Annotated in this window: 23 protein-coding genes; 7 read left to right on the top strand and 16 right to left on the bottom strand. The window is 60.9% G+C overall.

The window, feature by feature from the left end:
- The first annotated feature begins 3 nt into the window (after positions 1-3).
- From HZ99_RS06325 to HZ99_RS06315, 3 genes are all read left to right on the top strand, one after another.
- Entirely contained in the window at positions 4-846 is an 843-nt protein-coding gene (locus tag HZ99_RS06325; protein WP_038441882.1) for a PhzF family phenazine biosynthesis protein, read from the top strand.
- A 119-nt stretch (positions 847-965) separates the two neighbouring features.
- Entirely contained in the window at positions 966-1,940 is a 975-nt protein-coding gene (gene hemB, locus HZ99_RS06320) for a porphobilinogen synthase (RefSeq protein WP_038441881.1), read from the top strand.
- 142 nt (positions 1,941-2,082) lie between these two features.
- A complete protein-coding gene (locus HZ99_RS06315; protein WP_038441880.1) occupies positions 2,083-3,168 on the top strand; it encodes a DUF1615 domain-containing protein in 1,086 nt (361 codons plus the stop codon).
- Here the strand turns inward: HZ99_RS06315 and HZ99_RS06310 are convergent.
- Positions 3,165-3,944: a DUF4349 domain-containing protein gene (locus HZ99_RS06310; protein WP_038441879.1), complete on the bottom strand. Its 780-nt coding sequence runs from the start codon at positions 3,942-3,944 to the stop codon at positions 3,165-3,167. The two genes, HZ99_RS06315 and HZ99_RS06310, sit on opposite strands and share 4 nt — an antisense overlap.
- Positions 3,945-4,113: 169 nt before the next feature.
- On the opposite strand from HZ99_RS06310, the gene HZ99_RS06305 reads away from it, so the two are divergent.
- Positions 4,114-4,527, top strand: a complete 414-nt coding sequence (locus HZ99_RS06305) for a PaaI family thioesterase (protein WP_038441878.1) — start codon at positions 4,114-4,116, stop codon at positions 4,525-4,527.
- Between the two features lie 127 nt (positions 4,528-4,654).
- Here HZ99_RS06305 and HZ99_RS06300 read toward each other — a convergent pair whose 3' ends face one another.
- Genes HZ99_RS06300 through HZ99_RS06290 form a run of 3 tightly spaced genes read right to left on the bottom strand, consistent with a single transcriptional unit; the run spans position 4,655 to position 7,240 of the window.
- Entirely contained in the window at positions 4,655-5,836 is a 1,182-nt protein-coding gene (locus tag HZ99_RS06300) for an acetyl-CoA C-acetyltransferase (RefSeq protein WP_038441877.1), read from the bottom strand.
- 11 nt (positions 5,837-5,847) lie between these two features.
- Positions 5,848-6,507 carry a CoA transferase subunit B gene (locus HZ99_RS06295; protein ID WP_038441876.1) on the bottom strand — a complete coding sequence of 220 codons (660 nt, stop codon included), beginning with the start codon at positions 6,505-6,507 and terminating at the stop codon, positions 5,848-5,850.
- Between the two features lie 34 nt (positions 6,508-6,541).
- Positions 6,542-7,240, bottom strand: coding sequence for a CoA transferase subunit A (locus HZ99_RS06290; protein ID WP_010211319.1), 699 nt, complete (start codon positions 7,238-7,240; stop codon positions 6,542-6,544).
- Between the two features lie 132 nt (positions 7,241-7,372).
- On the opposite strand from HZ99_RS06290, the gene HZ99_RS06285 reads away from it, so the two are divergent.
- On the top strand, positions 7,373-8,275 hold the full coding sequence (locus HZ99_RS06285) for a LysR family transcriptional regulator (protein WP_038441875.1): 903 nt from the start codon (positions 7,373-7,375) through the stop codon (positions 8,273-8,275).
- Positions 8,276-8,395: 120 nt separating this feature from the next.
- Here the strand turns inward: HZ99_RS06285 and HZ99_RS06280 are convergent, their stop codons facing one another.
- The 5 genes from HZ99_RS06280 to HZ99_RS06260 form a co-directional block, all read right to left on the bottom strand.
- The gene (locus HZ99_RS06280; RefSeq protein WP_029296579.1) at positions 8,396-8,725 is read right to left on the bottom strand and encodes a hypothetical protein; all 330 of its coding nucleotides are present in this window, start codon (positions 8,723-8,725) and stop codon (positions 8,396-8,398) included.
- Between the two features lie 578 nt (positions 8,726-9,303).
- On the bottom strand, positions 9,304-9,744 hold the full coding sequence (locus HZ99_RS06275; protein ID WP_038441874.1) for a CBS domain-containing protein: 441 nt from the start codon (positions 9,742-9,744) through the stop codon (positions 9,304-9,306).
- A 123-nt stretch (positions 9,745-9,867) separates the two neighbouring features.
- Positions 9,868-11,817 carry a DNA topoisomerase III gene (locus HZ99_RS06270; RefSeq protein ID WP_038441873.1) on the bottom strand — a complete coding sequence of 650 codons (1,950 nt, stop codon included), beginning with the start codon at positions 11,815-11,817 and terminating at the stop codon, positions 9,868-9,870.
- A 229-nt stretch (positions 11,818-12,046) separates the two neighbouring features.
- Positions 12,047-13,672: an MFS transporter gene (locus tag HZ99_RS06265; protein WP_038441872.1), complete on the bottom strand. Its 1,626-nt coding sequence runs from the start codon at positions 13,670-13,672 to the stop codon at positions 12,047-12,049.
- 144 nt (positions 13,673-13,816) lie between these two features.
- Positions 13,817-15,463 (bottom strand): GMC family oxidoreductase, encoded by a 1,647-nt coding sequence (locus HZ99_RS06260; RefSeq protein ID WP_038441871.1) that lies wholly within the window; start codon positions 15,461-15,463, stop codon positions 13,817-13,819.
- Between the two features lie 130 nt (positions 15,464-15,593).
- Between HZ99_RS06260 and HZ99_RS06255 the strand changes: the two genes are divergently transcribed.
- Positions 15,594-16,484 carry a LysR family transcriptional regulator gene (locus HZ99_RS06255; protein ID WP_038441870.1) on the top strand — a complete coding sequence of 297 codons (891 nt, stop codon included), beginning with the start codon at positions 15,594-15,596 and terminating at the stop codon, positions 16,482-16,484.
- 87 nt (positions 16,485-16,571) lie between these two features.
- Here HZ99_RS06255 and HZ99_RS06250 read toward each other — a convergent pair whose 3' ends face one another.
- From HZ99_RS06250 to HZ99_RS06230, 5 genes are all read right to left on the bottom strand, one after another.
- A complete protein-coding gene (locus HZ99_RS06250; protein WP_038441869.1) occupies positions 16,572-18,431 on the bottom strand; it encodes a DUF3857 domain-containing transglutaminase family protein in 1,860 nt (619 codons plus the stop codon).
- Between the two features lie 150 nt (positions 18,432-18,581).
- Complete coding sequence (locus HZ99_RS06245) at positions 18,582-19,679, bottom strand: DNA alkylation repair protein (RefSeq protein WP_038441868.1); 1,098 nt, start codon at positions 19,677-19,679, stop codon at positions 18,582-18,584.
- Positions 19,680-19,771: 92 nt separating this feature from the next.
- A complete protein-coding gene (locus HZ99_RS06240) occupies positions 19,772-21,118 on the bottom strand; it encodes a glutamine synthetase family protein (protein ID WP_038441867.1) in 1,347 nt (448 codons plus the stop codon).
- A gap of 22 nt (positions 21,119-21,140) precedes the next feature.
- On the bottom strand, positions 21,141-21,698 hold the full coding sequence (locus tag HZ99_RS06235) for a helix-turn-helix domain-containing protein (protein ID WP_038441866.1): 558 nt from the start codon (positions 21,696-21,698) through the stop codon (positions 21,141-21,143).
- A gap of 125 nt (positions 21,699-21,823) precedes the next feature.
- Positions 21,824-23,986, bottom strand: coding sequence for a WG repeat-containing protein (locus HZ99_RS06230; RefSeq protein ID WP_038441865.1), 2,163 nt, complete (start codon positions 23,984-23,986; stop codon positions 21,824-21,826).
- Between the two features lie 244 nt (positions 23,987-24,230).
- Here HZ99_RS06230 and HZ99_RS06225 point away from each other — a divergent pair, with 244 nt between their 5' ends.
- On the top strand, positions 24,231-25,436 hold the full coding sequence (locus HZ99_RS06225) for an MFS transporter (protein WP_038441864.1): 1,206 nt from the start codon (positions 24,231-24,233) through the stop codon (positions 25,434-25,436).
- Positions 25,437-25,505: 69 nt separating this feature from the next.
- Here the strand turns inward: HZ99_RS06225 and HZ99_RS06220 are convergent, their stop codons facing one another.
- Both HZ99_RS06220 and HZ99_RS06215 read right to left on the bottom strand, forming a co-directional pair.
- Positions 25,506-25,754, bottom strand: coding sequence for a DUF1652 domain-containing protein (locus tag HZ99_RS06220; RefSeq protein WP_038441863.1), 249 nt, complete (start codon positions 25,752-25,754; stop codon positions 25,506-25,508).
- Between the two features lie 11 nt (positions 25,755-25,765).
- Positions 25,766-26,017 (bottom strand): CsbD family protein, encoded by a 252-nt coding sequence (locus HZ99_RS06215; protein ID WP_038441862.1) that lies wholly within the window; start codon positions 26,015-26,017, stop codon positions 25,766-25,768.
- Between the last annotated feature and the right edge of the window lie 134 nt (positions 26,018-26,151).

The following is a 26,151-nucleotide window of genomic DNA, read 5'->3' as shown; positions in this document are numbered from 1 at the left end:
GTCATGGCGACTTTCGATTTCAAGCAGTTGGACGTGTTCAGCAGCGTGGCCCTCAAGGGCAACCCACTTGCCGTGGTGCTGGGCGCCGATACCCTCAGCGACCAGCAGATGGCCGACTTCGCCAAGTGGACCAACCTCAGCGAAACCACGTTCCTGTTGCAACCCCGCGACCCCCATGCTGATTATCGGGTGCGGATTTTCACCACCGTGCAGGAGTTGCCCTTCGCCGGCCACCCGACCCTGGGCAGTTGCCAGGCGTGGCTGCAAGCCGGTGGTGTGCCACGGGGCAGCGAGATCATCCAGGAATGCGAGATCGGCCTGGTGCGCATCCGCCGCCAGGGCCACCAATTGGCGTTTATCGCACCCCCCTTGCTGCGTTCAGGGCCGTTGGAGGCCGAGTTGTTGGCGCGCGTAGGCCTGGCGCTCAACCTTGAGCCCGAGGCGATCCTGCGCAGCCAATGGGTCGACAACGGTGCCGGCTGGTTGGCGGTGATGCTGGCTGATCGGCAGGCAGTGTTGGACTTGCAGCCGGACTATTCAAAGTTGCTAGGGTTGGCGGTGGGGGTGATAGCCCCGTGCGACCCGGTGCGCGACGACGTCGATGCGCAGTTTGAAGTGCGCGCCTTTATTGCCGGTGACGGCGCCCCTGAGGACCCGGCCACCGGCAGCCTCAATGCCGGCGTTGCGCAATGGCTGCTCGGTGAAGGCCTGGCGCCCAGCCAATATGTGGTCAGCCAGGGCACGGCCATGGGCCGCGCCGGGCGGATTCATGTGCAGCAGCAGGGTGATGAAATCTGGATCGGTGGGGCCGCGACGGTTTGCATAGAAGGCAGTCTACGGCTGTAGGTCAATGCAATTGTTACTGTGTGGGGAATAAACTGTTGTTCCTCGGCGTTTGTTCTGATGGGGGTGTAGGGCATAAGCTTGCGCCCCTAGGCTTTCGCCTGTTTTTTTCAGGAGCATTCATGTCCAGTCAGTTCCCCGAAGCCCGTTCCCGCCGCTTGCGTCGTTCCCCCGAGCTGCGCAGCCTGTTCCAGGAAACCGAATTCACCCTCAATGATCTGGTCTTGCCGATCTTTGTCGAAGAAGAAATCGACGACTTCGTGCCGATTACCAGCATGCCGGGTGTGATGCGCATCCCCGAGTCGAAGCTGGCCAGTGAAATCGAACGCTTTGCCCGCGCCGGAATCAAGTCGGTGATGACGTTCGGTGTGTCCCATCACCTGGATGCCAGCGGCAGCGACACCTGGAACGAGCGCGGGCTGGTATCGCGCATGTCCGCGATCTGCAAGGACGCGGTGCCGGAAATGATTGTGATGTCCGACACCTGCTTCTGCGAATACACCGACCATGGCCATTGCGGCGTGATGCACGGCAATGAAGTCGACAACGACCGCACCCTGACCAACTTGGGCAAGCAAGCAGTGGCAGCGGCCCGTGCCGGTGCCGATGTGATCGCACCGTCGGCGGCGATGGACGGCCAGGTCCAGGCCATTCGCCGGGCACTGGATGCGGCCGGGTTCACCCATATCCCGATCATGGCGTACTCCACCAAATTTGCGTCGGCCCTGTATGGTCCGTTCCGCGAGGCGGGCGGCAGTGCGCTGAAGGGCGACCGTAAAAGCTACCAGATGAACCCGATGAATCGTCGCGAAGCCGTGCGTGAATCCCTGCTGGATGAGCAAGAAGGTGCCGACTCGCTGATGGTCAAGCCGGCCGGTGCGTACCTGGACATCATCCGTGACATCCGCGAAGCCTCGCGCTTGCCGGTGGCGGCGTACCAGGTCAGCGGCGAATACGCGATGATCAAGTTCGGTGCCCAGGCCGGTGCCATCGACGAAGCCCGTGTGGTACGCGAAACCCTGGGTTCGATCAAGCGCGCCGGTGCAGACCTGATCTTTACCTACTTTGCGATGGACCTGGCGCTCTCCGGAATCTGATCCCGGTGGATGACGTACTGTAGGAGCCGGCTTGCCGGCGATAGCGGACTTGAACGTCATCGCCGGCAAGCCGGCTCCTACAGGGAATGGGGGTTGGTTTGTGCGATAGTGGGCGCTTTCATCGGCTTACAGGACACCCCGCATGCTTTCATCCCGGCTGACTCTCTGCCTGGCCGCCTTATGGGTGCTGGCCGGCTGTTCGACCCAACGCAGCCAGCCACTTCCCGAATGCAGTGAAACCGAGGTCAAGGCGCAGATCGTGCGACTGATACCGGCCAAGGTGCCGGATCGCGCCGGCTGGGCCCAGGATATCTACACGGCGTTCGACAACCAGAAGCTCTACCCCAGCACCGAGAATATCTGTGCGGTCTTGGCGGTGACCGAGCAAGAGTCCACCTATCAGGTCGACCCGCCGGTGCCGAACATGGGCAAGATCGCCCAGGATGAGATCCTCAAGCGTGCAGCCAAGGTGCACGTGCCGGCTGTGCTGGTGCGCACTGCACTGCAACTGCGTTCGCCCACGGGCAAGTCCTACGCCGAGCGCCTGAGCGCTGCGCGTACCGAGAAGGACCTGAGTGGGATCTTTGATGACTTTATCGGCACGGTGCCGTTGGGCCGCACCTTGTTTGGCAGCTTCAACCCAGTGCATACCGCAGGCCCGATGCAGGTGAGCATTGCCTTCGCCGAGAAACAGGCCCGGGATTACCCCTACACCGTGGATGGGAGCATTCGCCGGGAAGTTTTTACCCGCCGTGGTGGCATGTACTTCGGCATTGCCCATTTGCTCGGCTATCCGGTGAGCTACGAGCAGCCGCTGTATCGCTTCGCTGACTTTAACGCCGGTTGGTATGCCAGCCGCAACGCCGCGTTCCAGGCGGCGGTCAGCCGTGCTTCCGGTACCCGTTTGGCGCTGGATGGCGACTTGATCCGCTACGGCTCGATCATGCCCGGCACCACGGAGTTGGCGGTGCGTTCACTGGGCAAGAAACTGGATATGCGCAACCCAAGTATCCGCAGTCAGTTGGAGCAGGGGGATCGTCTGGATTTTGAAGAGACCACCCTGTATCAGCGGGTCTTTGCCTTGGCCGAGAAAGCCGAGGGCAAGCCATTGCCGCGGGCGATCCTGCCAGGCATTGTGCTCAAGAGCCCGAAGATCACCCGCAACCTCACCACGGCCTGGTTCGCCAAGCGCGTGGATGAGCGTTACCAGCGTTGCATGAAGCGCTAAGGGCGACGCTTGACCAGTTTGCGCCACAGCCAGACCCACAGCCACAACACCGGGAAGGCGAGGATCACGAACGGCAGCACGTAGCTGGAACGCTCCAGGGCATCGGCGGTGCCGTCGACCAGATTGTCGCCCAGGTTGCCGAACATCCGCGCAAAGCGTGATTGCTGATGTTCGCCGTCGGATGGGCGGAAGTTCAGGGTCACGCGGTTGGTGTCCAGGCGGCGCTGCTGGCCGGCGGCGACCTGCGCCAGTTCCTGCAGTTCGTTTTCGATGGCGGCCTGTTCCTTGGACAGGGTGATCAGGTCACCCACGGTGATGTCCTTGCGTGCGGCCAGTTCATCCAGGCGTTTTTGATGGGCCTGCAAACGCTCCTGGCGGCGGCGCACATCGGCCACCGCGTCGGCCAGGTCTTCGGCGCTGGTGATGCGCTGGCCCATTTCGCCGCCCTCGGCCGCCATGCTCACCAACGGCTCGACCCCGCTGGGGGCGATGCGCAATACGATCAGGCCGCCGTCGCTGTTTTCTTCGATCCGCAGAATGTTGCAGGCGCCGAACTGCGCCGACTCGCAGGCTTGGCGAGTGGCCTGCATGCGTGGCACCAACAGGGCCAGCGGCATTGCCAGGCTCAACTCGTGTTCATAGGCCAGCTGCGCGCCGGCCCGGCCCTGTTCGCCATTGATCAGCGTGGCTTCGGAATACTCCTTGGGCGAACAGCCGCCGAGTAGCAGGGCGGCCAACAACATCAACGCAGTCGATCTGCCTTCCAGATGGCGCATTACGGTTCCTTCAAGTGTGCGGGATAAAGTGCGCGGCGATTAAAGCGGGTTTACCCGGCGAACGCAAAGCGGGAGCAGGCTTATCGGTACAGATTTACCGGGTTGATCATGATGGCTGTATCGACCCGAGCAGGTTAAACCTGCTGCCTGATCACAAGGAAGATCCGCCATGATTGATGTCCCTGAAGGTTTTGCTCCCTTGCCCCGCAGCAGCCCGCTCCTGGACTTGCTGGGCCCAGTGTATTGCCGTGGCGAAGGGCTGCAGTTGCAATTGGGCCTGCGCGCCGACAACCGTCATGCCAACGGGCGCGGCACGGTGCATGGTGGTGTGTTGGCGACCCTGGCAGATGTAGGCATGGGCTATGCCATGGCGTTTTCCAGCGACCCGCCGCTGCCGTTGATTACCGCCAGCATGACCCTCGATTATCTGGGGGCGGTCCAGGTGGGCGAGTGGATCGAGGTGCAGTTGGAGCATCACAAGCGTGGGCGACAGATGGCGTTTGCCACGGTCAGCCTGCAAGTAGGGGAGAAGGTGGTGGTGCGGGCCAATGGGGTATTTGCCGTGCCACTGGCCACGGCCTAACGGCCGGCGAACATCCTGCAGGAGCCGGCAAGCCGGCTCCTGCAATGGCGGGTGTTGGCAAATCAGATACCTAAAGAAAAGGCCCGGCTTTTCGTGGAGCCAGGCCTCTTCCCTGTTGCTCGTTGAGTCAGTTGCGTTCGAGGGCCAGTGCCACGCCCTGGCCGCCGCCGATGCACAAGGTGGCCAGGCCTTTCTTGGCATCGCGTTTGATCATTTCGTGCAGCAGGGTCACCAGCACGCGGCAACCTGAGGCACCAATCGGGTGGCCAATGGCAATGGCGCCGCCGTTGACGTTGACCTTGGCCGCATCCCATTGCAGTTCCTTGCCCACCGCCAGCGCCTGGGCAGCAAACGCTTCGTTGGCTTCGATCAGGTCGAGGTCGGTCAGTTGCCAGCCGGCTTTGTCCAGGCAGCGACGGGTGGCGGATACCGGGCCAATACCCATGATCGCCGGGTCGACGCCCGCATTGGCGTAACTGGCGATACGTGCCAGGACCGGCAAGCCGAGCGCCTTGGCTTTATTGGCGCTCATCAGCAGCACTGCGGCGGCACCGTCGTTAAGGCTCGACGCGTTGCCGGCAGTCACGCTGCCGTCTTTCTTGAAGGCTGGCTTGAGCTTGCCCAGTGACTCGGCGGTGGTGCCGGCGCGAGGCTGCTCGTCCACGGCAAAGGCAATCGGGTCGCCCTTGCGCTGGGGAATCAGGATGGGGGTGATTTCATCGGCAAAGCGCCCGGTTTCAATCGCGGCGGCGGCTTTTTGCTGGGAGGCTGCGGCGAAAGCATCCTGGGCTTCACGGCTGATACCGTACTTGTCCACCAGGTTCTCGGCGGTGATGCCCATGTGGTAGTCGTTGAACGCATCCCACAGGCCGTCGGTGATCATGCTGTCGACCATCTTCGCGTGGCCCATGCGCAATCCCGTGCGGACGGCGGGCAGCACGTAGGGGGCCAGGCTCATGTTTTCCATGCCGCCGGCGATGATCACTTCGGCGTCACCGCAACGGATGGCCTGGGCGCCTAGGTGCAGGGCCTTGAGGCCTGAGCCGCAGACCTTGTTCAAGGTCAGGCTCGGCACCGCGTGCGGCAGGCCGGCGAGGATCGACGCCTGGCGCGCCGGGTTCTGGCCTGAGCCTGCGGTCAGTACCTGGCCGAGGATCACTTCATCCACAAGCGCTGGGTCCAGGCCCGTCTGCTCCAGCAGGCGGCGGATTACCGCGGCGCCCAGTTCCGGTGCCGGGATGCCGGCCAGGGCCCCTTGAAAGCTGCCCACGGCGGTGCGGGTGGCAGCAACAATCACGACGTCTTGCATGGAATCTGTCCTCACTGGAAGTGCATTTCTGGAACGTGGTCCGGGACGATCAGTTTACCGGCGGTCTTGCTCACAATCTCTTCAACGCTGACGCCAGGTGCGCGTTCCTTGAGGACAAAAGCGCCATTTTCGATTTCCAGGTACGCCAGGTCCGTGAGCACGCGCTTGATGCAGTTGGCGCCGGTCAGCGGCAGGCTGCACTGGTTGAGCAACTTGGACTCACCGTCCTTGGACGCGTGGGTCATGATCACGATGATGTTTTCTGCACCGGCCACCAGGTCCATGGCGCCGCCCATGCCCTTGACCAGCTTGCCGGGGATCATCCAAGAGGCGATGTTGCCGTGTACGTCCACCTCAAAGGCGCCGAGTACCGTGAGGTCAACGTGGCCGCCGCGAATCATCGCGAACGATTCGGCCGAGGAAAAGATCGATGCGCCGATACGTGCGGTGACGGTCTGCTTGCCGGCGTTGATCATGTCGGCATCGATGGTGTCTTCGGTAGGAAACGGCCCCATGCCCAGCAGGCCGTTTTCCGATTGCAACATCACTTCCATACCGTCGGGAATGTAGTTGGCCACCAGGGTCGGGATGCCGATGCCGAGGTTGACGTAGAAACCATCCTGCATTTCGCGGGCGACGCGTTGAGCCATTTGTTCGCGGGTAAGAGCCATTTTATGTGTCCTTATTGTTCGGGCTGGAGGCAGGTTACTTGCGTACAGTGCGCTGTTCGATACGCTTCTCGAAGGTGCCGCAGATAATCCGGTCGACGTAGATGCCAGGGGTGTGGATCTGCGCCGGGTCCAGCTCGCCCGGTTCGACGATTTCCTCGACTTCGACCACGGTGATCTTGCCGGCGGTGGCGGCCAGCGGGTTGAAGTTCTGGGCGGTGTGGCGGTAGATCACGTTGCCGAAATGGTCGGCTTTCCAGCCTTTGACGATGGCGAAATCACCGGTGATGGATTCTTCCATCAGGTATGGGCGCCCGTTGAACTCACGGGTTTCCTTGCCTTCGGCGACGGGCGTGCCAACACCGGTGGCGGTAAAGAACGCCGGAATGCCGGCGCCGCCTGCGCGCATCTTTTCTGCGAGGGTGCCTTGGGGCGTCAGTACCACTTCGATTTCACCGCTGAGCAGTTGCTTCTCGAACAGGGCGTTTTCACCGACGTAGGAGGCGATGACCTTGCTGATCTGTTTTTCTTCGAGCAATACACCCAGGCCGAAACCGTCAACGCCGCAGTTGTTGGAAACCACGGTCAGGTCGCGGGTGCCTTTGCGCTTGATTTCGGCAATGAGGTTTTCCGGGATGCCGCACAGGCCAAAACCACCGGAGAGTACGGTCATGCCGTCTTCCAGGCCTGCCAGCGCTTCTTCATAGGACGCCACGCGTTTATCGAAACCTGCCATATGCACCTCTTTTATTGTTTGTGGTCTAGCCAGTAAGTCGAGTGTTGCGCCGACGGATTGATTTGTTAAGTTGTTTTTTAGGATTGATTGATTTAAAAAACAGGACAATTGGTCGTGTTCTGGAGCAGTGCCATGACAGTTAAACAGATGCGGGCCTTCCTTGCCGTGGCCCAAACCTTAAGTTTCGCCGCCGCCTGTGAGCGCCTGCATTTGTCCCAGTCGGCGCTGAGCTTGACCATCAAGGGCCTGGAAGAAGGTTTGGGCGGGCGGCTGTTCAGCCGCAATACGCGCAATGTCGCGCTGACTCCTGAAGGCGAATCCCTGCTGCCCCTGGCCCGTCGATTGATTGCCGATTGGGACAATGCCGAGGATGAATTGCGTCAGCGTTTCACCCTGCAGCGCGGGCGGGTGACGGTGGCGGCGATGCCGTCGTTTGCCGGCAACCTGCTGCCGCCGATCCTGAAGATCTTTCGAGCGCGGTTTCCCCAGGTCAATGTCACCGTGCACGATTTGATCAACGAACAGGTGCTGGAAATGGTCCGCGATCGCCAGGTCGAACTGGGGGTGGCGTTCGAGCCAACTGCGGGCTCATCACTGTTCTTTACCCCTTTGTACCTGGACCGCTTTGTCGCGGTAGTGCCCGGTGACTCGCCGTTGGCGCACATGTCCGAGATCGCTTGGCAAACCCTGCTGGCGCACCCCTTCATTACCTTGCAACGGCCTTCCACGGTACGGGTGATGTTGGAAGAGCATCTGGGTGCATTGCAGATGAAGCTGCCGGTAGCGTTGGAAAGCCATCAATTGGCAACTGTCGGCAAGATGGTAGCCAGTGGCCTGGGCGTCAGCGCTGTGCCAGCGTTGTGCGCACAGCAGATGGAAGAAGCGGGTGCCCATTGCATCACCTTGTGTGACCCGGTGATTGAGCGACCGATTGGCGTCCTGACCAAGCCGGGGCATGAACTGTCGGCGGCGGCGCAAGCCCTGTTCGATATCTTCAGGGACGAAGCGGGGAAGGGACGCTTTCCCGGTATTTAAGTCTGCACAAACAACTGTAGGAGCGGGCTTGCCGGCGATAGCTGTCTAACATTCAACAACAGTGTTGATAGTTAAACCGTCATCGCTGGCAAGCCAGCTCCTACAAAGGGCAAATAGTTTTTAGTAGTAGCGGTCAATCACTTTAACTTGCGAGTTGTCCTTGAAGGACTCCCAGGCATTGTTAAGCGTGTCGAATACTTGCTCGATAAAGTTGCGATCGGCAGCCGCTTTTTTGCCGACATAACCCTGGCCACGGCGGTACATCTTCAGGCGCGCCGCCAGTTCACGGTTATTGCGGTCGAACTCGGCTTCTTCGGTATGGGGCGCCAGGCAGTCAATTTGCACTTCGCCCGATTTGCCAATCCACAGGATATGGTCGTCGAGTGTGTCTTTCTGCGCTGCGAACATCTCAGCCAATTCGTCGATAGTTGGTTGGTTGTTCAGATTCATGTGTAAGCCCCTTGACCAGTTGGCGATCTTCAGTTGATTCGTTAATACACTTTTAAGTTGTCTCCGGTTGCGAAAACCGGGCGTCAGTAACGGTCTGCCGAATACGGGCAGGGTCTTGAACCTGATGCATGTAGTGTTTCTGATGAACTGCTACGCAATGGTTTCATAACGAAGACAAGCAGCATTTGAGCTTCTTGTACCGATCCTTTCGGGCCGGTCAGCTTCATCAATCTGCCTTGTGGGCAGTGTACATCCGGAAAAACAGCTCGGCGGTCAGACGAGCCTGTTCAAAACGCTTGTTACCAACGCTCCCGATCCGGGAGACGTCTGAATCATGCAAGGTCAAAATGGTTACGTCAACGGTTATGTAGTGATTATTTTTGTTCACTACATAAATTTTTGCCGGGAGGGGAGAACTACGGGGGGAGGTGACTTAGGCGTCATTTTTTGTGCTAGCGGGTCGGGTGTTTACCCGGCGTAGGAGCTGCTTGCCGGCGATGGCATCAACTCGGTTTAACTGACACACCGAGGTGTTTCCATCGCCGGCAAGCCGCTCCTACATTGGATTTGTGGTGTTCTCATTCGCCGCGGATGTACTGCTCCAGCTGCTGGATCAAGGCCGCTTGCTCTGCGATGGCTTCCTTGACCAGGTCACCGATGGACAGCAGGCCCAGCAGTTTTCCATCCTCCACCACGGGCAGGTGGCGCAGGTGGCCATTGGTCATGATGCCCATGCACTGCTCGACACTTTGATGAGTGTTAACGGTAATCACTGGTGAACTCATGATCTCTTTGACGGCGGTTGTCGCTGAGGAGCGGCCTTTGAGGACCAGCTTGCGAGCATAGTCACGTTCGCTGATCACCCCAATAACCTTGCCATCATCTACTACGGGCAAGGCGCCGACGTTTTTTTCGCCCATCAGTATCAGCGCTTCCATCACGGTCTGATCCGACTTGATGGTATGCACGCTCTGATTTTTCTGGTCCTTGGACTTGAGCAACTGTGCGACGGTTTTCATGGTGTCCACCCGGTGTTGTTATTAGGCCGTTCCTACAGAATCCTAGACCGCAGGCGCTGGAGCAAGACCCAAAGCGGCGTATATCCCGTCAAAAAGCGTCATTGTGCGGATTTTTTCCGCCATTTAACCCTTGCTTGCTGGTTTTGCCGCCCGTTTCGGGCTCGCAGCGGCCTTGCGCTTGGCCGGCTTGCGTTTGTTCTTCCAGGGGGCGGCGCCACGACCTGCCGGGCTGGCCGGACCGCTGATGATCATCTGCATGCCATTGCAACGCGCCACCTGCTTGCTCATCCAGGCCGCCTGCTTGGCAACGAACGTCTCCAGGCTCATCTCACCGCTTTGCACCATGTCCAGGGCCTGCTCCCAGATCGCGGTAGTGCCGGGGTCGGCAATCGCCCGTGGCACTGCGTCGATCAGGCTGAAGGCCGCCGGCGTGGCTGACAGCGCCTTGCCGTTCTTTACTAGGTAGCCACGGTCCAGCAGGCCCTGGATGATCCCCGCCCGTGTCGCTTCGGTGCCAATGCCGGTGGTGTCCTTGAGTTTTTGCTTGAGCCGCGGGTCTTCCACCAACTTGGCCACGTTCTTCATCGCCTTGATCAGGTCGCCCTCGGTGAAGGGCTTGGGCGGTTGGGTCCACAAATCCTTGAGGTTGACCTTCGCCACGCCGTAATCATGGCCCTGCACCAACGGCGGCAAGGGTTGCGGGGCCGGCGCCTCGCGGCCCTTGCTCGGTGCCAGGGCTTCGGGCAATGCGCGCTTCCAGCCAGGCTCTACCACCACTTTGCCTACTGCACGCAAGGCCTCGCCGGCACAATCGAAATCTGCCTGGGTGCGGTCGTATTCGTGGTTGGGCAAAAACTGCGCCAGGTAACGGGCGCGGATCAAGGTATAGACGGCGCGGTGCTTGCCGGGCAACTGGGCCAGGTCCTTGCCGGCGCCGGTGGGGATGATGCCGTGGTGGGCGCTGACCTTGGCGTCGTTCCAGGCGCGGGAACGGCGCTGCGCATCGAGGTACGGCACCAGTGCGTTCACCGCCGGATCGGCGCGTCCCAGAGCCGCGAGAATAGTCGCTGCGTCGCCGTGCTGGCTCACGGGCAGGTAGCCACAGTCACTGCGCGGGTAGGTGATGACCTTGTGGGTTTCGTAGAGGGACTGGGCGATATCCAGGGTTTCCTGGGCACCAAGGCCGAGTTTCTTCGAGCAGATTTCCTGCAGGGTGCCCAGGTCAAAGGGCAGGGGCGCCACTTCGCGCATGCGTTCGGTACGCAGCTTCACCAGGCGCGCACTGGCGGCATTGCTCATCGCCGTCGCTGCCTGTTGTGCCTGTTCTGGGTTGAGGCAGCGGCCCTGGTCATCACAGACATCGTCGGCGGCACGCCATTGGGCGATAAAACTCATCTGCTGATGCAGCAGTTCGACATCGATCGCCCAGTAAGCCACCGGGACGAAGTCGGCAATGCTGCGGTCTCGATCCACCACCAGGCGCAGGGTCGGGGTTTGCACCCGACCCACCGGCAACACGCCCTGATAACCGGATTGGCGGCCGAGCAGGGTAAACAGGCGGCTCATGTTCATGCCGATCAGCCAGTCGGCACGGGAACGGCCGAGGGCCGAATGATAGAGGCTGAAGGTGTCCGCACCAGGTTTCAACGAGGCCAGGGCCTTGCGGATCGAGGCATCGTCCAGCGCCGACAGCCACAGGCGTTGGATCGGCCCGCGATAGCGGCAATGCTCCACCAACTCCCGGGCGATCATCTCGCCTTCGCGGTCGGCATCCGTGGCAATGACCAGTTCCCGGGCTTCCCCCAGCAGGCGCTTGACGGCCTTGAACTGGCCGGCGGTCTTGGGTTTGACCGTCATCTTCCATTTTTCCGGGACGATGGGCAGGTCGGCCAGCACCCAGCGCTTGTACTTGGCGTCGTAGGCATCGGGTGGGGCGGTTTCCAGCAGGTGGCCGATGCACCAGGTGACGGTGACGTCGGTGCCCAGCCAGCAACCGTCACCCCGGCGCCTGGCACCGAGCACAGCCGCGATATCCTTGGCCTGGGAGGGTTTTTCACAGAGGAACAGCCGCATGCTCAGCCCATTCGTTACACAGTTGAATGGCAAGCAGAATGGGCAAAAGAAGAGAATTGAGCAACCTTTATCTGGATGGATATACAGCAATTTGTGTGGGAGCCGGGAAACCAATGTGGGAGCGGGCTTGCCCGCGATGACGCGGTGTCAGTCACTAGATGTATTGACTGATCCACCGCAATCACGGGCAAGCCCGCTCCCACAAGGGGTCTACAGTGTTTGCGGGATATCAGTTGTTATCCAGATCCACGTTCTTGGTTTCCTTCAGGCACAGCAGCCCGACGATCAGGCTCACCCCGGTAATCACCACCGGGTACCACAACCCGTAGAAGATATCGCCGGTGTACACCACCAAGGCAAATGACACCGTCGGCAGGAACCCGCCAAACCAGCCGTTACCGATGTGGTAGGGCAGGGACATGGAGGTATAGCGGATGCGCGTCGGGAACAGTTCCACCATCAGCGCGGCCAGGGGGCCGTAGCACATTGCAGCGATCAGGATCAGGGCGACGATCAGCACCACCACCATGGTTTTGTTGACCTGGGCCACGTCCGCCGATTTCGGGTAGCCGGCCAGGGTCACGGCGCCGCGCAGGGCATCTTCGTCGTAGCCATCGATGCGTACATCGCCGATGCTGACTTGCACGGCGCTGCCGGCAGGTGCGGCTTCGCTGCTGTAGGGCAGGCCCTGTTTGACCAGGAAGGTCTTGACCTTGTCGCATGGGCTATCAAACCGCGCCTTGCCCACCGGGTCGAACTGGAAGGTGCAGGTGGCCGGGTCCGCCAGTACGGTGATCGGGGCCTGGCGGCTGGCCTGGTCCATTGCCGGGTTAGTGTAGTGGGCCAGGCCCTTGAAGATCGGGAAGTACAGCGCCGTGGCCAGCAGCAGGCCGACCATCAGTACCGGCTTGCGCCCCCATTTATCCGACAGCCAGCCGAAGAAGATAAAGAACGGTGCGCCAATCACCACGCTGATGATCAACAGCATATTGGCCAGGGCCGGGTCCATTTTCAGGAACTGGGTCAGGAAGAACAGCACGTAGAACTGTGCGGCATAGAAGGTCACGGCCTGGCCGGCGTTGATGCTGAACAGGGCAATCAGCACCACCTTGAGGTTTTCCCAGTTGCCGAACGACTCACGGATCGGCGCCTTGCTGGCCTTGCCTTCCTCTTTCATTTTCAGGAAGGCGGGCGATTCGTGCAGGCTCAGGCGGATCCAGGTGGAAATCCCCAGCAGCACGATGGACAGCAGGAACGGCAGGCGCCAGCCCCAGACTTCAAATTGATCGCCGGTGAAGTAGCGGCAGGCCAATACCACCAGTAGGGACAGCAGCAGGCCGAGGGTCGCGGTGGATTGTATCCAGCTGGTGTGGAAGCCGCGTTTGCCTTGGGGCGCGTGCTCGGCGACATAGGTCGCGGCGCCACCGTATTCACCGCCCAGGGCCAGGCCCTGGAGCATGCGCAGCACAACCAGGATGATCGGCGCGGCGATGCCGATACTGGCGTAGGTGGGCAGCAGGCCCACACAGAAGGTTGCCACGCCCATCAGGACGATGGTGGCGAGGAAGGTGTACTTGCGCCCGATCATGTCCCCGAGGCGGCCGAACACCAGCGCGCCGAATGGCCGCACCACGAAGCCGGCGGCAAAGGCCATCAGGGCGAAGATAAAGGCCGTGGTGTCGTTGACCCCGGCGAAGAATTGCTTGCTGATGACCGCCGCCAGGGCGCCGTAGAGGAAAAAGTCGTACCACTCGAACACCGTCCCCAGGGACGAGGCGAAAATGACCTTTTGCGACTCCTTGCTGCTGACAGTGGCGCCAGGTAAGGCGTCCAGGGGTTGAGCACGTTCTGACATGGGGTAGCCCTCACAGTGATTATTTATTGTTGTTCCACTGTCGGCGCCAGCATCAGCGCCGCTCTTGCCCTGCAGGAGCCCGGTTTGCCGGCGATGGCCGCCTCAGTTGGGGGCGCCATCGCAGGCAAGCCGGGCTCCTACAGGTCATACCGGTGTTGTCAGCTCTCGTTCGGGGGGCAGGCTCCTTGTTTGAGGGGACAGGATCAGTTGCGCGGCTTTTTCCGCGATCATCAGTGTCGGTGAGCAGGTGTTGCCGGACGTGATGCGGGGCATGATCGAGGCATCGGCAATGCGCAGGCCCGGCACACCATGCACACGCAATTGGGCATCGACGACGGCGTCTTTATCCTGGCCCATGCGGCAGGTGCCGACCGGGTGAAAGATCGTAGTGCCGATCCGCGCCGCGGCTTCCTGCAATTGCTCGTCGCTCTGTAACGCCTCGCCGGGCAGGTATTCCACCGGATTGAACGGGCGCAGGGCCTGGGCGCCGACAATGCGCCGGGTCAGGCGGATGGCCGCGGCGGCCACGCGTAAATCCTCGGGATGGCTCAGGTAGTTGGGCTGGATCAGCGGCGGCGCAGAAGGATCGGCCGAGCGGATATCGATACGCCCGCGACTCTGGGGGCGCAAGTCGCAGACCGACGCGGTAAACGCCGGGAACGCGTGCAGCGGCTCGCCAAAACGCTCCAGCGACAGTGGCTGCACGTGGTATTCGAGGTTGGCCGAGGTCTGTTCCGGCCCCGAGCGGGCGAAGGCGCCGAGTTGGCTGGGGGCCATGGACAGTGGGCCGCTGCGGTCATACAGATATTGCAGGCCCATGCCCATCTTGCCCCACAGAGAGCCGGCGATCTGGTTCAGGGTGCGGGCGTTTTCCAGCTTGTAGATCAGGCGCAGTTGCAGGTGATCCTGCAGGTTGCCGCCGACTCCGGGCAGTTCGTGCAGCACCTCGATGCCCAAGGGCTTGAGGACGCTGGAAGGGCCGATGCCGGAACGTTGCAGGATGCCGGGCGAGCCCACGGCGCCGGCGCACAGGATGATTTCCTTGCGTGCTTTCCAGGTGACGGCTTGCCCATGCTGGCGGCCAATCACGGCACTGGCGTGACCGTCGTCCAATAACACGCGATCAACCTCGACTTCGGTCAGTACCGTCAGGTTGGGACGCTGGCGAATGGGCTTGAGAAACGCCTTGGCCGCATTCCAGCGCACGCCGCCCTTCTGGTTGACCTGGAAGTAACCGCAGCCTTCGTTATCGCCCTGGTTGAAGTCGTCGATGCTGGCGATGCCGCTTTGCCTGGCCGCTTCGCGGAAGGCGTCGAGGATCGGCCAGTGCAAGCGCTGCTGCTCCACACGCCACTCGCCGCTGTCGCCATGCAGGGGCGAGGCGCCGGCAAAATGGTTTTCGCTTTGCTTGAACAGCGGCAGTACGTCGTCCCAGGCCCAGCCCGGGTTGCCTTCGGCGGCCCAGCCGTCGTAGTCGTTGGCCTGGCCGCGCATATAGATCATGCCGTTGATCGACGAGCAGCCGCCCAGCACTTTGCCCCGTGGATAGCTCAGGGCACGGCCTTGCAGGCCTTGTTGGGCTTGGGTCTTGAAGCACCAGTCGGTGCGCGGGTTACCGATGCAGAACAGGTAGCCGACAGGAATATGGATCCAGGGGTAATTGTCGCGGCCACCGGCTTCAAGCAACAGCACGCGATGGGCGGGGTTGGTAGACAGTCGATTGGCCAGCAGGCAGCCCGCAGGGCCGGCACCTACTACCACGTAATCGTATTGCTCAACTGCAATAGTCATTTCGGGTCTCGCTTGTTTTTCTTATTGGCTCCATCCTAGTTGTTAGTTTTCGTCTTAAAAATGTTAGTTTTTACCCAGCTGCTGTGCGTTTTTAAACAGTACTGTTCCCATGGCCGAGAGGGGAGGTGGCATGTTCGACTGGAATGACCTGCGGTATTTCCTTGAGCTGCAGCGCAGCGGGCGCCTGCTCACCGCCGCCCAGCGCCTGAAAACCACGCATGCCACTGTTGCCCGGCATATCGAGGCGATCGAGAAAAGCCTCGGTACCGCGCTGTTTGTACAGCACGCCCAGGGTTATGAGCTGACGCCGTCGGGCGAAGCGCTGCTCAAGCATGCCGAAGCCATGGAGAATGTTGCGCTGCTGGCCGAAGAGGAACTGACCCACTCCGCCGCTCCCCTGGGCAAGATTCGCCTGGGGGTCGCCGAAGGGCTGGGGGTGATGTTTCTCGCCGGGCGCATGGGCGGCCTGTTCGAGCGTTATCCAGGGCTGGAAGTGGAATTGGTGGCGGTGCCGCGGTTTGTCAGCATCCTCAACCGCGAGGCCGAGATCAGCATCCACCTGGAGCGTCCGAGCGTCGATCAACTGGTCACGCGCAAGCTCACCGACTACCGCCTGGCGCTCTACGCCAGCCGCAATTACCTGGCGCGCACGCCGGCCATCGAAAAACGTGAAGACCTGGCCGCCCATGCCTGGATCGATTACGTCGACGACCTGCTGTTCAGCCAGGAACTGAAATTGCTCAGCAGCTTTTGCCGCAACCCCAGGGTGGTGTTCCACAGCACCAGCGTGATTGCCCAGCACCAGGCGGCGCGTTCGGGGTTGGGAATTGCGGTGTTGCCGTGTTTTATGGCTGCGGGGGATCCGGACCTGGTGCCGCTATTGCCGCAGGAGGGCATCCAGCGCAGCTATTGGATCAGCTCCCGGCGCGAGCTGCACAAGTCGGTGCGGTTGCGGGTGTTGTGGGATTACGTGGTGCAGTTATGTGCCAAGGAGCAGGGTTTGCTACTGGGCGAACGGTAAGAGCCGGCTTGCCGGCGATGGCGTCCAAAGGGCCTGCGCAGGGCTCAAGGGCCTCATCGCCGGCAAGCCGGCTCCTACAGAGGGGGCTTAGAGTTTTACGGTTTGATGCACTTGCTCCCCACAGGCGCGGGCATCGTTGATCATTTTTTCAAATGGCGCACTGACGATTTCGTCATGGCTCAACCAGCGTACTTTCTGGGTCAACCGGTAGTGGTAGCGCAAGCCATCCTTGAGCGGCTTGCCATCGAGTTCCAGGTCATACCAGGGGGAGTTGATCTTGCAGCCCGGGACCGGCTTGTCCATCTTCCCGCCGGTCAAGGTAAAGGTGTAGTCGACGGTGTCCGGATTGCCCAGGTACAGGTCGCCCCGTTGCCCATTGCGGCGGTAGTTGAGCAGGTCGTCCCACTTCTCCTTCAGCGACTGGTCGGTGTAGACGTAGCCTTCATCGAGTTTTTCCAGGGCGCCCAGGTCGGTCATGCTGGCCTTGACCGTGTAGCGGTCGGGCTGCACGAACCCGGTGGGTTGACGGGTGACCTGACAATCACTGATCTCCCGGCCAAAGTTGTCGCAGATGTTCTGGTCGGTGGCGGTGGCCCCCTGTTCACGGTCTGCGATGCTCAACTGCATCAGCGTCAGGCCGCTGAAGGTGACGCTGGCGCGAGTCGTGCCGTTGCCCTGTTTGTCGTAATGCACCTGTTTGTCCAGGCGGATGCTGGTGTCAGGGCGCGCCAGGGGGATGTGTTCTTCGCGCACTTGGCCCTGGGCGTCGTTGACCAGCACCCAGCGGTCCTGGATATCGGGCATGGCCTGGCCCGGGGTGAACACGGGGTTGGTCGGGTCCAGCCACCACACCTGGCCGTCCACTTCGGCGCGCACGATGGCATGGTTGGGCGCGCCAGCGCCTGGCACCAGCAGTGAGTCCACCACATCCCCACGGCTGACCCAGGCGGTCTCGGCCTTGATTGCGCTGGCCTTGAGCATGGCGGTCAGGAGGATCGCCAGGTCCTTGCAGTCGCCATAACCGTGCTGTTCGATCTCTGCCAGGTTGAACGGCACATAGCCACGGTCCGTGGCACGCCAGTCACCCAGGTAACGGTAGTGGTCGTTGATGTGCTGCATCAGCCCGGCCACTTGCTGCGCCGGGGCCAGGCCCTTCACCGCGGCGACGGCGGCGGTACTGCCCTGCGGCAGGTTGGCCGCGAGGATCTGGTTGTAGCGTTGGGCAAAGCCGCCGAAGTGCTTTTGCACATCCAGGCTGCTGCCCACCTCGATACGCGGGATCAGCCGCATATAAGCATGGCCCGATTCATTGATGTAGTTGAGGTAGGTCGGCGCTTTTTGCTCGATATCCAGGGTCTTGCGATTGACCGAGGGGGTGATGGTGAAGCCGTCCATCAACTCAGCGCGCCACTCGATTGGCCGTTCAGCCGTGAAGCGTGCCTTGAGCCGGTCGCGGCGGGCGTTGCTGGGGCCAAACTGCAGGGCGTAGTGGAACTCGGTCATCAGCGGCTTGGCCGGGTGATGTTCGCGCACGGTGTAGCGGACTTGTGTACCGACCCGCAGGTTGGGGAAGGCCAGGGATGTTTGTTTGAGCCGGGAAAACCCCTGGTCAGGGTTGGGCGCGGTGCGCGTGTCGATCTGCGACTCGTCCAGCGCTTGCGGCTTGCCGCCGGGCTGGATGGACTCGGCGTGCAGCACTTCAAAACTATCGCCTTCGGCATAGTTGAAGTCGATGCGCGACAACATCTCTCGGCCACTGGGCTGGAGGATGGTGTAGCGGTAGGTGGTGGTGCAATCGGTGCTGGCGTCACGGTTGAAGTGGCAGTGCAGCTCGGATTCGTTGGCAAGTGCAGCTTCGGCCATGGGTTGCAACGCGGCATGGGCGGTGTGCGAAACAAGCCCCAAACCTGCGCAAATCAAAGGGCGATAAAACGAGAAACGGTGCATGGGCGCCTCGGGTGGAGCGTTGACACAGATACCCTTTCGGGTACCAAGAGGCGCCAGATGATAATGGATCGCAACACCAAAGGCCAGCATTGTAGGACAATAAATATCGCCGAGAGGCCCGGGATAGAGCCTTTTGTTGGGTGGGAAGGGTCAGCCGGCCAGCTCGAACCCGGCGCTGGCCAGGCGTTCGCCGTTGACCAGCACATGCACTGTATGCTGGCCGGGGTAATGCTTGCGCGTGGTCATGTCGCGGATGTGTTGGCCACGCAGCACGGGGTGCCGCTCACCTGCACCAAGGGTAAATGCCTTGAGCTTGAACACCTTGGCGGCGCTATGGCCGGCGCTTTTGACGTAGTCGATGGCGTAGTCCACCACCAGTTTCTGTGGGGCGCTGGCCATTGACTCCAGGGTAAACGAAAGAGTGATGCGCTCTCCCAGGCGAATCACTGCAGGCTCGACCTTGAATTGGTGGATCTTCACCTCGGCACGGGCGCCTGCGCCCATGATCGTCAGCGCACGGGGATTGCCTTGCTTGATCAGGCTGCGCAGGGCATGGCGGGCGATCCAGGCGGTATGGGGGTTGTCCAGGGACCAGCCCTCGATCACATCCAGTACCCAACCCGGATGGTCCTTGGTGATGTCGTTGAGGTGGTTGGCCACGGACTTGCGCACATACAGGCTGCTGTCGGCCTTGAGGTTATCCAGGATCGAGGCGCACAGACTCGGATCGGCCTGCACCTGGGCCAGGCGAAACGACCACGGCAACCTCGGCCGTGAGCCCTCGCTGGCAAGGCGGCGCACGTGTTCGTTGTCATCCAGCGACCACTGCTGCATCACCGCCAGCGTGCGCTCGAAATCCTTGAGCAGAAAAGGCCGCACGGCAAATTCCGCAGAGCCAAAGGTGGTGAAGTACTTGAGCGCCGCCATCGAACGCTTGAAATCATCCAGGCCGTAGCTGGCCACATAGTGCCCGAGGAATAGGCTGACAAATCCGCTGTTCAGGCGCGGGGCCAGGGCATACAGGTGCTTGAGGGTGTGCGCATAGTCCAGGGGGATCACTGCGTGCAGGCTTTCACTGACGCGGGCCATGCGCTGCATCACCGACAACCCGGCCAGGCCTTGCGTGGCGTGTTTGAGAAAGCCCTTGGCATCGAATGACGGGTACACCGCGAGCATTTCATCGGCGATGTGCTGCAGGCGTTCGAGGTTGAAGATTTCCTTGAGGGCGGGGGGGCTTTGGTCGGTCATGGGCAGTCCGCGGGAGAGGGTGATCGTAAGACTTTTCCAAGGTAACACGAAGATCAAAATGTAGACGCCGGCAAGCCAGCGCCTACAAGGGCTTACAGGTACCAGCGATATTCCCGCGCATTGATCTCCTGCTGGAAGGCCAGGTGATCCTGGCGTTTGTTCTCGCAGTAGACGTCGACAAACTCCGCGCCCAAGCCTTCGCGCAGGGCCGGTTGCTGCTGCATGGCACGCACCGCTTCGAGCATTTCCAGGGGGAAGTCGTGGCCGCTGTCACGGTCTTCGTTCAGCGGGGCGATAGGGTCGCACGCCGCCTCCAGGCCATGTTCAAGCCCGACCAGGATCGCCGCCAGCACCAGGTATGGATTGGCGTCGGCACTGGCCAGCCGATGTTCGATCCGCAGGTTGCGCGGGTCGGACTCGGGAATGCGCACGCAGGCGTCACGGTCCTCATAGCCCCAGCAGGCTTTGGTCGCTGCGTTGACCGTCCCGCCCAGGCGGCGGAAGGCGTTGTGGTTGGGCGAGAAAATCGGCATGCAGTGGGGCAGCAGTTCCAGGCAGCCCGCCACCGCATGGCGCAACGGCTGCTGCTGGTGCGCCGCCAGCAGGTTATTGCCGGCGGCGTCATACAGGCTGACATGCACATGCATGCCACTGCCCGGATGCTGCAGGTAGGGCTTGGCCATGAAGCTGGCGCGATAGCCATGCTTGAGTGCCACGCCACGGGTGCTGCGGCAGAACAGGGCAGCCCAGTCGGCGGCGCGCAGGCCGTCGTCGAGGTGGCCGAAATTGATTTCGAACTGGCCGGGGCCCAGTTCGGCAGTGATCACTGTAATGTCGATCCCCTGGGCCTGGGCGGTCTGCACCATGTCATCGAGCACCGGGGCAAAACGCGACAGCCGCTCGATATGCAGGGTCGGTTGGTCGTCGGGGTCGTCACTCAACGGGTCACGGGCAAATTGCGGCAGGCCGTCGGCGAGTTTTCGGTCGAACAGGTAGAACTCCAGCTCGAACGCCACCACCGGGTGAATGCCCTTGCCGTGCAGGCGCTCCAGGACCTTGGCCAGCACTTCGCGGGGCTCGAATTCGATGGGGGCTTCGGTGCCGTCGGAGGTGATCAGCATCTGCCCCAGAGGCTGCGCCTCCCAGCTCACTGGCTTGAGTGTGCCCGGCACCAGGCGGCGGCTGGCGTCGGGGTCGCCGTCGTGGAAGCAATAGTCGCCGATCTTGAACAAACCACCCTGGGCGCCCAGCAGCACGGCGTTCTGTGGCAGCTTCAGGGGGCTGCCGGCGGCGACTTTTTCCAACATTTCAACCGGGTAGCGCTTGCCGTAGAAACGCCCGGGAATGTCCAGGGAAATCAGGTCGACGTAACGTACATCCGGGTGGTTCTGGCGAAAGGTCCGCACTTCGGCCAGTAACGTGGAGGAATGGCTTTTCACGGGTGACGCTCCTTGGTGTGCCTCAGTTATAGACCCACAGCACGCGGGCCGGCAGGTCGGTCAGGTTGCCGTAGCGGCAGTGGGCGAAGCTGGCGAGGTGGAAGCTGTCGCCGGGGCCGAGGGTGACCGCATCGGCCTCGCCCTCGACCCATAGCGTCAGGTGGCCTTCGAGTACATAACCTGCCTGTTCGGCGCGGTCGCTCATGGTCTGCTCGCCACTGTTGGCGCCGGGTTCGAGCAAGCTGTCGAGGATTGAAAACGCCCCCTGCATGCTGGGCGAGACGAGGATGTCCGTGATGCCATTGGCGTAATACACCGTGCGCCGCTCGTTGGGGCGGGTCACCCAATCCACGGCCTTGGGTTTGGACAGGCTGTAGAAGTAGGTGGTGGGCACGTCCAGCGCATGGCTGATGGCCGTCAGGTCCGCCACGGTGGGGCGCGATAACCCACGCTCGACCTGGGACAGGAACCCCACCGAACGCTCGATCTTTTGCGCCAGTTGGGCCAGGGTGAGCTTCTTGTACTTGCGCAGGTCGTGAATCAGGATCGCCAGGGCGTCCAGTTCTTCTTGTTTGTCCATGGGGATGGTTTCGTGAAATTTTTATCTAGAAATTTCATGAAAAATTACAGGATAAATTTCATACAGGCAATAGCCGCGCTCTTGCAGGAGCTGGCAAGCCAGCTCCTGCAAAGGGCTGTATGGCGTCACTCGCGCTCGAAGCTGTCCGTCTGGTTGCCATCGGCGTCGAACACATTGATCCGGTTCGGTACCTGGGTATCCCAAATGCTGTAGGTCGCCTCGTTGCTGTTGTACGGGTAGCTGTAGCTGGTGTATGAGCCCAGCTTTTTCACCACACTGTTGTTTTTGTCGATCAATACCAGGCCTTCAAACCCGTCCATTTGCGCCGAGGCCAGGTTTTTCTGGAAGGGGTTGAGCTTGCTGTAGGTCACCGGTATGCGCAGCTTGCCGTACACATCGATGGCGCCATAGCGGTTGCCTTTTTGCACCACCGCCATGCCATTGGAGAACGGGTTGACGTCATCGAATGGCAGGCTGAACGCCAACGCCTTGCCCTGTTCATTGATAAAACTGTACCGGCGGCTGTTGCGGTCCTGGATCAGCAGAGGCTGGGCCTGCACGAACTGACCGATGACGGTGGCGCCGGACGGGTTGAGTTTCTTCATGTGCAGGTCATAGACGTCGGTTTGATGCTTGTCGGCGGAGGTGGCATAGATAAACGCGCCTTGCCCGTCGACCGCAGAATAGACAGGCGCCAACAGCTCTTTGCCACTCAGGCTCCAGGCGCCGTAGAGCGAGTTCGAACCATAGGTTTTCTGGCCGGGGCGGGCGATGAACACCTCGCCAATGACATTGGGGTTGACGTATTTCATCGGCACCACGGTCTGCAACTTCTTGACGTCGTAGACGCCGTAGGGTCCGTTGGTCTCGCGCTGCACCACCATCAACCGGTCGTTGATTGGCTTGTCGATGCTATCGAAGGGCAGTTCTTTGAGCGTTTGCGTACCCGGTACAAAGGCAAAGTACTTGAACAGCAACTGGCTCCAGCCTTCGCCCGACGACTTTTCGCCGACCATCATCTGGTAGACATCGGGCATCTCGGTGTATTCGATACGCTCGAATCGGGGCTTGACCACCCATTGCCCTTTGCTATCGATAAAGCCCTTTTTTTCGCTGGCACTGTCGAAGGCAATGTAGCGCTCGCGGGGGGCAAGGTTGTTGGTCATTTGCAGGGCAATGGTCTGGGGCTGTGCCGGCTCCAACAAGTAGATGACGATGCTGGCAGGCGTATCTTCGAACTGGTAGGTCGCCTGGACATTGCTCAGGTCGCTCTCTGTACTGGGCAGGTTGTTGGCGAAGTTTTCCAGGTGCTCCTGCACGGCGGCGGCAGTTTTGAAGTCGGTGAAGGCGTCTTCCATGCGCAGCAGTTCGTTGTAATACGCCCGCAGGTTGGCGGTTTGCTCGGCAGTGGGCGCGGTGTTCGAGCTGCTGCCGCCGCTGTACAAGGTCTTGCCATCGGCGGTCAGGCCCTGGATCACATAGGCTTTGCGCTTGGGCGTGGCCAGTTGCAGGGAAGCCCGTGAGTCGCCGAGGGCTGTCAACTGGTAGACCTCGCCGTTGTCACCGGTGGCTTTCGGGTTGGCCTGATCCAGCTGGATTTTCCTGAAACCGGGATAGGCCTGATAGTTCAGCGCAACACTGATACGTTCAATCGGCTTGTTGACCGTAAGTTCGGTGCGGGTGTTGTCTGATTCTTCCTCGCTGCCGGCCTGCTCAAGCGCTACTTCGGCAAACGGCTGTTGTGTGCCATCGCGAAAATGCACGGTCTGGATCTGGTAGCTGCCTTTCATGGGCTGGTCAGGCAGCGCGCCGCGCTTGAGGGTGTCGCGGATCGTTTCGACATCCAGGTTGAGCCCGGATCCATTGTCGAAGAACACCTGTTGAAACTGCATCGGCGTTTGCGCGAGGGCGGTGAGCGCAGCCTTCAGGTCCTGATCGGTGAAGGGCACGAACGGTTTTTCATAGTTCAGTTCTTTCTGTGCCTGGGGCTCTTCGGGTGTGGCGGCCGGGCCGATTTCCAGGCGCATGCTTTCGAGCATGGCGAGGCGGTTGATGCTGTCGCGCATATCGAGGATCAGGTAGTTGAGGCGTTTTTTCGCTTCCGGCAGAGGCAGGTCCTTGATGTCATCCGCGCCGCCTTCATTGAGTTGCGCTTCACTGAATTCGGGGCCGTCGAGCAGGCCGTTGGTGTCACGGCGCTCCAGCAAGTGGTAGGTGGCGCCGCCAATCACGGCGATCACGATCAAGGCGCTGGCCAGCAGTTTGGTTCGGGTCAGGGCTGTTTTCATTGTGCTTGGACTCGATGGAAGGCTGGCGCAAGGTTAGCAGGCGCCGATACCCCTGGCTGCATTGCCGGTGAATAGGGTTCGGAGACGCGGTCCGGTGCTGTTCTTCCCCTTTGATCCGTGCATTTGAAAAATGCATGCATGAATGCATAAAACAGCCTTTTTTCTTGCTCATCCTGAGTTAAGGTAGCTGCGCATTGCGCCAAGCGGGCGTGTGTAACAACTCCTTCCAGGAAACGAGAGCAGGATGCTGAACACAATAAGAAACTACCCCCGTAGCGTGAACCTGTTGCTGTCGGCCACGCTGGTACTGACCTTGGCCAAGGCAATCACCTTTCCGTATATGGTGATTTACCTGTCCAGCCACTTTGCCCTGGGCATCAGTGAGGTGGGGTTGGTGATCGGCAGTTCGCTGATCGTCGGTTCCCTGCTGAGTGTGTATGGCGGTTTCCTGGTGGACCGGGTCAACAGCTACCGGCTGCTGCTGGGCCTGAGCCTGCTGTTTGTCCTGGGGTTTGTCGGCACTCTGCTGGCCCGCGAACTGTGGCTTTTCTACAGCTGCCTGATCCTGATCAACCTGGCCTATGCGGTGATCGACGTGGCGGTCAAGGCCGGTTTTGCCAGCCTGTTGCCCATCGACGCGCGCAGCGAAGTGTTTTCCATCAAGTACACCCTGACCAACATCGGCTACGCGGTGGGGCCGTTTTTGGGGGCGATGGTGGCCAAGGTCGATATGAGCCTGCCATTTGTCCTGTCGGTGCTGTTGGGAGTCGGCTTTTTCCTGCTCTACTGGCGCTGGGGCGACCGCAGCCTGGCCACGGTCGACACTGCGCAAAAACCGGTGCCCTTTCTTGCAGTAGGCCGGGTGTTACTGCGTGACCATCGCCTGGTGTGCTTCACCCTCGGCGGCTTGCTCAGCGCCGTGGTGTTCGGGCAGTTCACCGCCTACCTGTCGCAGTACCTGGTGACCACCTCCGACGCCGAATACACCTACACGGTTATCAGCGCCATCCTGACCACCAACGCCTTGTTAGTGATCGCGCTGCAATACGCGATCGGCCGGCAGATCAGCCACCGTCACCTGAGCCGCTGGCTGCTCCTCGGGTTGGGCATGTTCATGCTGGGGGTGATGGGTTTTGCGTTGTCCACCAGCGTGTGGTGGTGGGTGGTGTCGATGGCGATCTTTACCGTGGGGGAGATCATTGTGTTTCCCGCCGAGTACATGTTTATCGACCGCATCGCCCCGGACCACCTGCGCGGCATGTACTACGGTGCGCAAAACCTCTCCAACCTCGGGGCCGCGCTGGGGCCGGTGTTGTGCGGGCTGGTGCTGGCCAGCCTGCCGGCGCACTACATGTTCTACATGCTGGCCGGGTTTATCGTGGCCGGGGGGCTGTTCTACTTTATCGGCGCATCGTTGAAGCCGCGCCCTGACATCCCACAACCTTTGTAGGCGTCTGCGCCCCTGTGGGAGCGGGCAAGCCCGTTCCCACAGGGGATAAGCACCAATACAGGGGTAGGGTCAGATGGAGAGCGCACCGCCTACGGTGTTGCTGTGCAATTCGTAGCGCAGTTCCTCGACCATCGTCGCGACGTCCTGCGGGGTCTTGAGCTTGTTGACGCTGATGCCGGTGACCACCAGGTCCACGCGGCCGCTCTGGGCATCAAACACCTTCAAGGTCAGTGACGAGTCACGGCACAAGGTGAATTCGCAGGTCAGTGGCAACAAGGCTTCTTCGATGCAATTGCGCAGTTGGGCCAAGGTAAACATCCCTGCCTCCCTTAACGGCGGCGCAGCAACAGACCCAGGACCAGGCCTACGCCAGCGACGATTGCCACGGTGGCCAGGGGCTTGCGTTGGGCAAAGCCACCGACATTGTCCAGCACCTCGCCATAGGTCTGATGCAGTTGGCCGGCCGCCTGGCGCGCTACGCCCTGGGCCTGGAGTTGTTCGTCATCGGTCATTTCGCCGAGAAAATCCTGAGCCTTGCCCACGGCCTTTTCCACGCGACCTTTGACTTGTTCACTTTTCATGCTGCCTCCTTCAAGGGCAAAAGACTCGCCATGGCACAGGGCGTCAAACCCTGTGCCGACCCTTCAAGGTTAAGCAACTCGTCGGCATGCAATAAGGCGAATTTGCACTGATGGACCTAGTGCATTTGCACCTG

It is taken from the genome of Pseudomonas fluorescens (assembly GCF_000730425.1).
Lineage (GTDB): Bacteria > Pseudomonadota > Gammaproteobacteria > Pseudomonadales > Pseudomonadaceae > Aquipseudomonas > Aquipseudomonas fluorescens_X.
Note: the sequence above shows the minus strand (reverse complement) of the source record. Positions and strands in the feature narration are given on the sequence as shown.

Bases quoted from the DNA above. Each gene is read 5' to 3' on its own strand.
- HZ99_RS06325 (WP_038441882.1), top strand. From the start codon at position 4: ATGGCGACTTTCGATTTCAAGCAGTTGGACGTGTTCAGCAGCGTGGCC.
- HZ99_RS06260 (WP_038441871.1), bottom strand. From the start codon at position 15,463: ATGACTATTGCAGTTGAGCAATACGATTACGTGGTAGTAGGTGCCGGC.
- HZ99_RS06280 (WP_029296579.1), bottom strand. From the start codon at position 8,725: ATGAATCTGAACAACCAACCAACTATCGACGAATTGGCTGAGATGTTC.
- HZ99_RS06250 (WP_038441869.1), bottom strand. From the start codon at position 18,431: ATGCACCGTTTCTCGTTTTATCGCCCTTTGATTTGCGCAGGTTTGGGG.
- HZ99_RS06305 (WP_038441878.1), top strand. From the start codon at position 4,114: ATGATTGATGTCCCTGAAGGTTTTGCTCCCTTGCCCCGCAGCAGCCCG.
- HZ99_RS06220 (WP_038441863.1), bottom strand. From the start codon at position 25,754: ATGTTTACCTTGGCCCAACTGCGCAATTGCATCGAAGAAGCCTTGTTG.
- HZ99_RS06275 (WP_038441874.1), bottom strand. From the start codon at position 9,744: ATGAAAACCGTCGCACAGTTGCTCAAGTCCAAGGACCAGAAAAATCAG.
- HZ99_RS06310 (WP_038441879.1), bottom strand. From the start codon at position 3,944: ATGCGCCATCTGGAAGGCAGATCGACTGCGTTGATGTTGTTGGCCGCC.
- HZ99_RS06265 (WP_038441872.1), bottom strand. From the start codon at position 13,672: ATGTCAGAACGTGCTCAACCCCTGGACGCCTTACCTGGCGCCACTGTC.
- HZ99_RS06230 (WP_038441865.1), bottom strand. From the start codon at position 23,986: ATGAAAACAGCCCTGACCCGAACCAAACTGCTGGCCAGCGCCTTGATC.
- HZ99_RS06290 (WP_010211319.1), bottom strand. From the start codon at position 7,240: ATGGCAGGTTTCGATAAACGCGTGGCGTCCTATGAAGAAGCGCTGGCA.
- HZ99_RS06315 (WP_038441880.1), top strand. From the start codon at position 2,083: ATGCTTTCATCCCGGCTGACTCTCTGCCTGGCCGCCTTATGGGTGCTG.
- HZ99_RS06270 (WP_038441873.1), bottom strand. From the start codon at position 11,817: ATGCGGCTGTTCCTCTGTGAAAAACCCTCCCAGGCCAAGGATATCGCG.
- hemB (WP_038441881.1), top strand. From the start codon at position 966: ATGTCCAGTCAGTTCCCCGAAGCCCGTTCCCGCCGCTTGCGTCGTTCC.
- HZ99_RS06255 (WP_038441870.1), top strand. From the start codon at position 15,594: ATGTTCGACTGGAATGACCTGCGGTATTTCCTTGAGCTGCAGCGCAGC.
- HZ99_RS06235 (WP_038441866.1), bottom strand. From the start codon at position 21,698: ATGGACAAACAAGAAGAACTGGACGCCCTGGCGATCCTGATTCACGAC.
- HZ99_RS06225 (WP_038441864.1), top strand. From the start codon at position 24,231: ATGCTGAACACAATAAGAAACTACCCCCGTAGCGTGAACCTGTTGCTG.
- HZ99_RS06300 (WP_038441877.1), bottom strand. From the start codon at position 5,836: ATGCAAGACGTCGTGATTGTTGCTGCCACCCGCACCGCCGTGGGCAGC.
- HZ99_RS06295 (WP_038441876.1), bottom strand. From the start codon at position 6,507: ATGGCTCTTACCCGCGAACAAATGGCTCAACGCGTCGCCCGCGAAATG.
- HZ99_RS06245 (WP_038441868.1), bottom strand. From the start codon at position 19,679: ATGACCGACCAAAGCCCCCCCGCCCTCAAGGAAATCTTCAACCTCGAA.
- HZ99_RS06285 (WP_038441875.1), top strand. From the start codon at position 7,373: ATGACAGTTAAACAGATGCGGGCCTTCCTTGCCGTGGCCCAAACCTTA.
- HZ99_RS06215 (WP_038441862.1), bottom strand. From the start codon at position 26,017: ATGAAAAGTGAACAAGTCAAAGGTCGCGTGGAAAAGGCCGTGGGCAAG.